Source organism: Mediterraneibacter catenae, from assembly GCF_008691045.1.
In the GTDB taxonomy this organism is placed as follows: domain Bacteria; phylum Bacillota; class Clostridia; order Lachnospirales; family Lachnospiraceae; genus Mediterraneibacter; species Mediterraneibacter ornithocaccae.
Window position 1 is genome coordinate 139,482 of the sequence record NZ_VMSO01000006.1, and the last position, 8,813, is coordinate 148,294.

At 48.1% G+C, this 8,813-nt stretch carries 9 protein-coding genes and 2 pseudogenes; 4 read left to right on the forward strand and 7 right to left on the reverse strand.

The features are described 5' to 3' along the window. Window positions 1-40 precede the first annotated feature (40 nt). Window positions 41-1,288 (forward strand): PocR ligand-binding domain-containing protein, encoded by a 1,248-nt coding sequence (locus FNY66_RS06735; RefSeq protein ID WP_150310649.1) that lies wholly within the window; start codon window positions 41-43, stop codon window positions 1,286-1,288. A 9-nt stretch (window positions 1,289-1,297) separates the two neighbouring features. Here the strand turns inward: FNY66_RS06735 and ybaK are convergent, their stop codons facing one another. The 5 genes from ybaK to FNY66_RS06760 all read right to left on the reverse strand — a co-directional run bounded on the left by ybaK (window position 1,298) and on the right by FNY66_RS06760 (window position 4,947). Then, a complete protein-coding gene (ybaK, locus tag FNY66_RS06740) occupies window positions 1,298-1,777 on the reverse strand; it encodes a Cys-tRNA(Pro) deacylase (RefSeq protein ID WP_087151875.1) in 480 nt (159 codons plus the stop codon). A gap of 56 nt (window positions 1,778-1,833) precedes the next feature. Further along, window positions 1,834-2,982 carry an aldo/keto reductase gene (locus tag FNY66_RS06745; RefSeq protein ID WP_150310650.1) on the reverse strand — a complete coding sequence of 383 codons (1,149 nt, stop codon included), beginning with the start codon at window positions 2,980-2,982 and terminating at the stop codon, window positions 1,834-1,836. Window positions 2,983-3,084: 102 nt separating this feature from the next. After that, on the reverse strand, window positions 3,085-3,564 hold the full coding sequence (locus tag FNY66_RS16040) for a hypothetical protein (protein ID WP_330581291.1): 480 nt from the start codon (window positions 3,562-3,564) through the stop codon (window positions 3,085-3,087). Further along, the gene (locus tag FNY66_RS06755) at window positions 3,561-4,289 is read right to left on the reverse strand and encodes an alpha/beta hydrolase (protein WP_150310651.1); all 729 of its coding nucleotides are present in this window, start codon (window positions 4,287-4,289) and stop codon (window positions 3,561-3,563) included. The genes FNY66_RS16040 and FNY66_RS06755 overlap by 4 nt, the downstream gene beginning before the upstream one ends. 214 nt (window positions 4,290-4,503) lie before the next feature. Beyond that, window positions 4,504-4,947: a hypothetical protein gene (locus tag FNY66_RS06760; RefSeq protein WP_456299296.1), complete on the reverse strand. Its 444-nt coding sequence runs from the start codon at window positions 4,945-4,947 to the stop codon at window positions 4,504-4,506. A 5-nt stretch (window positions 4,948-4,952) separates the two neighbouring features. Between FNY66_RS06760 and FNY66_RS06765 the strand changes: the two are divergent. The 3 genes and pseudogenes from FNY66_RS06765 to FNY66_RS06775 all read left to right on the forward strand — a co-directional run. Next, window positions 4,953-5,264, forward strand: a pseudogene (locus FNY66_RS06765) (transposase domain-containing protein); the annotation flags it as partial. Between the two features lie 125 nt (window positions 5,265-5,389). Continuing rightward, window positions 5,390-5,935: a hypothetical protein gene (locus tag FNY66_RS06770; RefSeq protein ID WP_150310652.1), complete on the forward strand. Its 546-nt coding sequence runs from the start codon at window positions 5,390-5,392 to the stop codon at window positions 5,933-5,935. A 118-nt stretch (window positions 5,936-6,053) separates the two neighbouring features. Next, window positions 6,054-7,823, forward strand: a complete 1,770-nt coding sequence (locus FNY66_RS06775) for a class I adenylate-forming enzyme family protein (protein ID WP_087151878.1) — start codon at window positions 6,054-6,056, stop codon at window positions 7,821-7,823. Between the two features lie 394 nt (window positions 7,824-8,217). Here FNY66_RS06775 and FNY66_RS06785 read toward each other — a convergent pair whose 3' ends face one another. Both FNY66_RS06785 and FNY66_RS15760 read right to left on the reverse strand, forming a co-directional pair. After that, window positions 8,218-8,589, reverse strand: coding sequence for an ATP-binding protein (locus FNY66_RS06785; protein ID WP_229409462.1), 372 nt, complete (start codon window positions 8,587-8,589; stop codon window positions 8,218-8,220). Then, window positions 8,555-8,813: pseudogene (locus FNY66_RS15760) on the reverse strand (hypothetical protein); the annotation flags it as partial. The gene FNY66_RS06785 and the pseudogene FNY66_RS15760, both read right to left, overlap by 35 nt.

Here is an 8,813-nt window from a genome sequence, read left to right on the forward strand (position 1 = left end):
GTTATGATTTTTATACCATTTATGCAAAGGAGGGCGCTCTTTGAAACCCGCACTGTACACACTTGTTCCGGAACAGACTATCCGCTCCATGGCCGAGACATTTAATGCATGCATTGACCTGCCGATCCAGATCATCAACGAGGTTGGAGAGATTCTCGTCTCTGTCGGCGACACACCGACTTTCTGCCGGCTTTTCCAGAAGCACCTTCCTGTCTCGGAGACCTGCGAAAAACTGCATATATCAGCCAGCAAAAAGGCCGTCTCCCTCGGAGAACCTTACATATTCGCCTGCCATGCAGATTTAAACCATATAGTATACCCACTCATCAGCAAACAGAGTTTCCTCGGATCGATACTGGTCGGTCCTTTCCTGATGGACGCTCCTGACTCGATCCTGATATCTGATATTTCCAAACGGTACCGTATCCCGATGGACGATGCCCTGGAGCTCTATGATGAGGCAGGCGCCCTGCCTCTGATCACTCCTGCCCGCGTCAACCACATCAGCCATCTGCTCTTTTACCTGTTCTCCAACCTGATCACAGAGAGTAAGAAAGAGCTGCGCCAGAACAGCCAGAAGCTCCTGCAGCAGTCCAGGATCAGCGAATCGATCCAGCGTTACAAAAACGGGACCATACAGAAAGATTCCTATCCGTACGAGAAAGAAAAAGAGCTGATCGCCAGAGTGAAACAGGGTGATGTCAGCGAAGCAAATGCCGTGCTGAACGACCTGCTGGGTTATGTACTTTTTTCCCAGGGGAACAGTCTGGAAGCAGTCAAGCCGCGTGCCATAGAGCTTTGCTCACTCTTGTCCCGGACAGCTATAGAAGGCGGAGCCCCGACAGACAGCATCCTTAAGCTGAATAACCAGTTTCTCCAGAACCTGCAGCAGATCAACTCAATGGATACACTGTGCCACAAATTACAGGAGATCGTGGAGACTTTCTCGGAGAGCATGTTCAACTACATCCCCTCACGGAACAGCGAGATCATTAAAAAGGCCATGCTCTATATCTCCGACCATTTTAACACTCCGCTGACCCTGGAGGAAGTTGCCGCCCATGTCCACCTGCACCCCTCATACTTCTCCACTTTGTTCAAGAATTCCACCGGCTCCGCCTTCAAGGAATATCTGAACATGGTGCGGATCGAGGAGAGCAAGCGGCTGCTGGCAAATACAGATTTCTCTATCATCGATATCGCAGTGGCGACCGGTTTTGAGGACCAGAGTTATTTCTCAAAAGTATTTAAGAAGTACACCGGTCTGACACCGAAACAGTACCGTTAGGGGATTGTTTTATTCCGCCACTTCAGCAAGCTGAAAACGGACCACTTTCTCCAGATCCGCAAGCGCCACTTCAACCTGATATCCTATCTTTCCTGCGCTGAAGATGATCTTCTCATGTTCACCTGCACTCTTATCGATCGTTGTGGTAAACTGCTTCTTCATGCCGATCGGCGAGCAGCCGCCATGGACATATCCGGTCAGGGGAAGAAGCTCCTTCTGTTTGATCATCTCGATGCTCTTCTCACCAACACTCTTAGCCGCTTTCTTTAAATTCAGCTCTTTTTCCACCGGAATTACAAACACATAATGTTCCTTAGTCTTACCCACTGTAACCAGTGTCTTGAACACGATATCCGGATCCTCGCCGAGCGCCTGCGCTACTTCTACGCCGCCTATGGCCCCGGTGCTGAGATAGTTGTAACTGTTATACGGTATCTTTTTCTGCTCCAATATCCGCATGACATTTGTCTTTTCGTCTTTTTTACCCATGTCTGTCATCCTCCCGGGATATTGTAGCACTGATATCCGCGGGATGTCTATATGATTTATTTTCCGAAGATTTCTGCCGCCTGTCTCATATTCTCCATGATCTCCACTTTGAACGGACATCTAGTCTCGCACGCACCGCACCGGATGCACTCTCCTGCATGATGCGGCAGCACTTCATAATGCTCCCTCACTGTCTCAGGCACATTTCCCTGAGCTTTCGCCAGATTCAGGAACTTCGTAACGGACGCAACATCGATCTTCTTCGGGCACGGAGCACAGTGGCTGCAGTACATACAGTGCCCTTCCCAGCTTATGTTCGGAAAAGATGCAAAAGCAGGGGCATAGTCTCTCTCTTCTTCTGTCGCGTCTTCATAGGCAAGGCTGATCCGAAGCTGCTCGACTGAATGTGCTCCGGAGAGCACTGTGGCGACTGCCGGTCTTGTGAGCGCATAATGCAGACACTGGTTCACGGTGAGCGCCTTTCCTGCCGGAGAGAGTTTCTCATCGAGCAGATCTCCGCCGCCAAACGCCTTCATGACCGTAATACCCACGCCCATCCGCTGACAGACTTCGTAGAGTTCCTGACGCTCCGGGTCCATGTTGACAAGATGCTCCTCATAGTTCTTCTCTGCCCACAATTCCTCCACGTCTTCACTGGCAGGCTGCAGGTCATAGCACGGATTCACGCTGAACATGAGCACCTCAATATTGCCGCTCTTTACCGCCTCAAGAGCCACCTGCGGATTATGGCTGCTCAGACCGATGTGGCGAATCACCCCTTTGTCTTTCAGTTCTTTTGCATACGCCAGTACCGGACCTTCGGCAATCTCCTTCCAGTCCGCCAGAGAATCTACATAATGGATCATGCCCACGTCGATATAGTCCGTTTTAAGGAGAGACATCATCTCTTTCATCCCTGCTTTCACCTCATCGATGTTGCGGGTACGCTTGTACTGTCCGTTCTTCCACACGGAGCAGATATGGGACTGGATGATAAATTTCTCTCTTCTCCCTTCCAGTGCCTCGCCCACACTTGCGCGCACTTTCGGGTCCGACGCATAAAGGTCGAAATAGTTGACTCCCTGCCGTTCTGCCTCATCGAAGAGTCTCTTTGTATTGCGGTATTCATCCTCGGAAAATCCCTCGCATCCGAGTCCGATCTCACTGACTTTCAATCCTGTGTTTCCAAGTTCACGGTACTCCATCTTTTTCCCTCCTGCTTTTTTCTCTTTTCAATTTGGATTCTTTTTTATTACGCAGCATATGTATGTCCCCGGCATCCGCCGTCTGACTACAGATATCCTGTATTACCGGATATAATTCGTGCTGATGCGCTGTTCTTTCTCCGGCTGCGTAATCCCCGCTTTTCTTCCAGCCTCGATGCTCTTTAACAGCCACGCCATATTTTTGCCGAGCACACGCATGATCTGGACTCCTTCAGTGTCCTCGAGCACCTGATCCGGCGTCTGTCCGTGTACCATATTCCAGTAACGGGACGATACGACCGGCATCTGGGCATCCCCGTTATTCTCTGAGTGAAGGACATTATCCAGCGTGAACCCTCGATACTCTTCCGTTCCCTCGGTCACTGTGCCGGATGGTTCCTGAACATCCGATGAACCGCCCTGATCGCCGTCCTGCTGTCCGCCTTCTGTCTGTGCCGTATCTTCCGCAGAACCGGATGTCTGTGCCGCACCTGCATCCACGCCAGTGTTTTCCCCGCTGCCGCATCCGCTCAACAAAAGCATCATTCCTGCTAAAAGTAACGCTATTGTTCTCCGTTTCAATTTACACCGCCTCTTTTCCTGTTTCTTTCCCAGAAGGCGACAGCATCATTGATCCATCCTTCCGCCTCCGTTCCGATACCCAGTCCGAATCCATGCCGCAAACCGGGATAGAGATGGAATTCCGTATCCGTGCCAAATGCCTCCAGACATTCCAGACGCCTTTTTATCACGCGCCAGTCAGCGATCCCGCCCCAGAGAGAATACCCTCTCGTGTCCACGCCCAGTTCTTTTGCATGGTCGAAAATAAACCGGATTGCCCTTGCCAGATCCTCACACGCGGTATCCGCTGTACTCGTCCGGTATACAAGCGCGAATCCATTATATCCCATCCGGGAGAGTTCCAGTGCATGAGGCAGGCTCTCATGTATTGAGCCCACATAATAGAACCCGCCTCCTGCGCAGATCACGGCGAAGGGAGCATTGGCGCCGCCCCTGAAGAAGAAAAGACCTGTGTCCCGCTTTTCCGGATCCCGGCGTTTCTCCTGCTCTGTATAAATATCATAAAAGATTTTTTCTCCCTGCTTTCTCCGCGCCTCCATCTCCCGGATCACATCGATGGTTGTATCGGTATTCACATAGTTGTGATAGATCAGCAGAGAACCGACCTCGTCAAGAGTCATGGACGCAGACGGCCTTCCGAAAGCTGTGGGAAATATCAGCCTGCCATATCCTGCAAAGAGCGGATTATCTATTACATCTGTTACTTTTGTATCTGCATGTATCATCTTTTATCGCCTCCTGCCTGTTCATTTTCCGAGACCGCCGGAGCAGCCTGTGATCAGCCATATTCCCATCCTTTTCTTCTCCTTCCCTTTGCGAGAGAAAAAGGCGCGTCTGCCTGCGGGCAAATCAGCTCCCGCGGGCAGATCACGCCTTTCTCTCTGCACGTTTTATCTCTTTTATATTAAAAGCGGATACTCGAAACCCGCTTCATTCAATTTACATACACTCCATCAGGATGTCATAGATCTCATCACGGCTCAGCTCTCTCGGATTGCACTTGATCACATTACATGTGTCAGCTACATTTCTGAGAACCTCCGGTGTGATCTCGACCTTTGACTTCAACTCGCCCATCTTCGTCGGCAGGCCGCACTCTTTGATAAAGTCAGCGAGTGCCTCTACACCTTTCTCCGCTGTATCTGCGCCAAAGACTTCTTTTGCAAATCTCGTAAATTTCTCTTCCGCGTCTTTCACAATATGGCGGTAATATGCCGGGTGGATCACTGCCAGTCCCTGACCGTGATTACAGTCTGTATATGCTCCCAGCTGATGTTCAAGCTGATGTGCCTGGAAATCTGTCACCCTTCCGACTTTCAGAATGCCGTTTTCCGCCATTGCCGAATCCCACATCAGGTTTCCTCTTGCCTGAATATCATTGATGTTGCCCATATATGGAGAACTACCTGTTGGATGGGCGGTGCTCCATATCGAACAATATCGCAGAAAATATCGCCCGCCCCTATGCGATAGGGCGGAAAAACTTCCTGTTCCATGATACTGTAAAAGGCGCCCGGGCCAGTTCCATCATTTACAGTTTAGTAGAAACTGCAAAACTCAACAATCTGAACATCTACGCATATCTGGAGACTGTACTGCTCTATATGCCGGACTACAAAAATGAGCCCGAAGGTATAGAAGAGCTGATGCCATGGTCTGACATGATACAGCAGAGATGCCAGATCAAATCGAAAAGTTGAAGTTGGAGTATTTTACTTCAACTATAGTGTACATCCATGGAATGCTTTCTCTGAGACAGTCCTGGATTATCGGCCATCTGACGGAACATTTTCTGCCGGAAGATGTTTTTGAGGAGATTGTTGAAATGTTGGAGAAAACCACTGGGGAAGCGAAGACCGGTACAGTCAGACCGGAACAGCCGCGGTCGGTTTATCGGATGACATCCAGAATTATCGAGGAATCGGATATCCGTATTCTGATTTACAAGACGACATTTTATAATCTGATTGTTGAACGAAAGATTGATTTTTATAACTGCAAAATACAGCTGAACGCAAGACAGCAGAAACGCTGCCTGGAGTATTTTATGGATCTTGTATGCAATCATCCCAATGTACAGGTTTATATGATAGAAGGCAGAATTATAACGGATCTTGAATACAATGACAGACATTGCCTTTTCCTGAGTGAAATGGTTTCTTATCTCAGACTTGATGAAGCTCAGAACAACCTGCTGCTGATCAACCGTGTTGATATGAGAGAAAAGTTTTCAAAGACATTTGAAGTTATCTGGAAGTCGGAGGAAAAAGGGATTGTGAAAAATAAGGAAGTGATAGCTGCAAATATTCAGCATGTGATGCAGGGGATTTTTGCGGAGAAGGAAGCTTTGACGGATGGAACATGTGTCTGAAATTCCACGGGAATCATATTTATTCATTTTGATTCAGTAGGTTTATGGAAAATATTGTGATATAACAAACACATAGTCGTTTTTACTACGTGATGAAAAAGGAAGGAGATTGAATAATATGAGTAATCTGACAGGAAAACCAAGCGTAGATCGCCCGTGGCTGAAGTATTATCCGGAGCAGCTCAGACAGATGATAAAAGAACCGAAATGTACGGTGCTTGAATATCTGAAAAGTTATTGTCCGGGAGAAGATGTAGCCGCAATTGATTTTTATGGAAAAGAAGTTCTTTGGAAGACTGTTTTCGATCAGACGGAAAAGGTTGCGCGTTCTCTCAGAGCAATGGGATTTAAAGAAGGAGATCAGATTCCGGTGTTTTTGCTTTCGGTTCCGGAGTTTATTCCGATTCTGCTGGCAGCGGAAAAGATCGGTGCATCTTTGATCTGCCGGGACAATACAATTCAGGAAAATGTTGAGGCGGTAGCAAAATCAGGCGCAAAAGCTATGATTGCGCATGATTATCTGTCACAGCAGGAACTGGAGAAATATCTGTCAGAGACAGATGTTGAAAAAGTTATTCTGGTCAAAGCCTGTACGTCCTGTGATTTTGAGGATCTTCCGGATTATGTACAGAAGAGCCTGAAAGAGAGATATTCTTCTGAGAGTGCTCATGGTTCCGCTGTAATCAGCTGGGAAGATTTCCTGATGATGGGAGATTCTTATACCGGTATTGTGGAAGCTCCGGTTGATATCCATCGTCCGCTTTTCCGTGCGTACACCAGCGGTTCCACAGGTCCTTCCAAACAGGTAACTCATTCCGCTCATACCATGCTTTCGGTAGTGGCACAGATGAATTTTTATGCCGGAGGAGATGGCTTCAGACCAAATCTGCTGATCACGTCCCTCCCGCCGTGTCTGGTTGCAGTTGTGGTTTCCATGTATCTGATGGCGCTGTCTTCAAATAAACTGCTGATTCTTGCACCGTTCTGCCGTGTGGAAGATGTGGATCTGGAGATGATGCGTACACGGCCGACGTTCTGGCCGATCATTCCGATTTTTATGGAAACTGTTATGAGAAACGGACGTATTCCGGACGATTATGATATGTCACATCTGCAGGCGGCAGGTGTCGGATCGGAGTCTTACAACAATACACAGATGAAAAACGCTCAGGAATTTCTGAGAGCACATAACTGCAACATCCGGCTGACTACCGGTTACGGAAGCAGTGAGGCAGGCTCCAATGTATCCATGCCGATGACTCCGCATCCGATGGGATACGGAAATGTTGGTGTTCCTACTTATTTTAATACGATCAGTATTTTTGAACCGGGTACACAGAATGAGCTTACTTATAATGTACTCGGAGAGGTCTGCATCAGCGGACCGGGGTTAATGCTTGGATATGATAATCCGGAAGCTACCGCAAAGACACTTCAGGTGCATGAAGATGGCATGACCTGGCTTCATACAGGAGATATCGGCTTTATGAATGAAGACGGTGTTCTTTATGTTCAGACGAGAGGAACCGCTCCTCGCTATGGCGGCGGAGATCTGGCGACTCTTCCGATGGAAAATGTGATTGCTGATGCGGAGATAGAAGGAATTGATGATGAATTCTTTGTAGTTGTTCCGGACAGTACGCATCCCGGATATTACGTACCGTATTTATATATTGTTCCGAAGGAAGGCTATACGGTTGCGGATCTTGAAGATGAGATCAGAGAATGCCTTGAGGCATACATGCAGCCTGTTGAGATTATTGAGATTGCTGCACGGCCGTTTTTCCATTTCAAAACCAACCGCATCGGTCTGGCACGTGAACTTCTTCAGGACAGAAACTTTAAATTCGGAAGTATCATCAAAGCAAACCGCGAAGCCCGGGCATAAGGAATTAAATATAATTGCTGCAGTCTATGGTCTGCAGATTTTGCGGATACCATTGAAAACGCGGTATGGCGGTCATGAGCTTAATCAAAATCTGTTTCTGACTCATTTGTAAGACCAAAAATTTCTCCGTCTATATTGAGAATGCAATCAATATCAATCCGCGTCTTGTCCAGCAGAATCACTTGCTTTTGGTAATCGTCTATCTTCTTAATCTGTCCGGAAATCGTATGACAGGAACCGCCAGCTTTTCTGTTGCAAACAGCCACTTTCCGCGGCCAGCAGGGCCGCATTTCCCGGCCAGTCAAGGCCATATTAAGCGGTCGGCTTTAGAGATCGGCAGGGCAAGAGGGGCTCCGCCCTGCTGATCAGTATTGATCGGTGTTCCAGAAGAAAGCTATGCTTTCTCAATAAGTACAGTAAATCCTGTCGTTAGTCTGCGTCTGATCCCGTCAAGCTTACCGTAGCATTCCTTTTCGTCACTCAGCTGATTTCCCCACTCATCTGGAGAATACTGACAGCTGAAGAGTGTGGAGGTGCCAAGGTCATCCCGAAGTTTTATGAGATGATACAGGATCTTGATCCCTTCTTCTGAATACCTGCTTATGGCAAAATCATCAATGAACAGCAGCTGGATCCGTGCATAGTACTTGATCCTCTTACGGTACTTATTCAGATCTTCCTGCCGGTTGAGAACGATCAGTTCGTCCAGCAGATCACTATAGTCTACAAACTTACAGCGATAGTTCCGGCGAGTACTTCTCCGCATACCGCAGAATACCAAAGCAGCTTCGGAATGACTGCACCGGATAAGCGTATTTCTGAATGACTGCATCGATCAAAGCACGGGTGCTGGGGCCGATAGCAGATGCTTTCTGCTGGAAATAAGGCACCGTCCAATAGCCATAGTCTTTGTATTCGGCAGGCATATCCGAGGGGATGATCACCCAGTCTTTCGGTGTGTAGCTCCGCTTATGCGTCCGGATGAAGTCA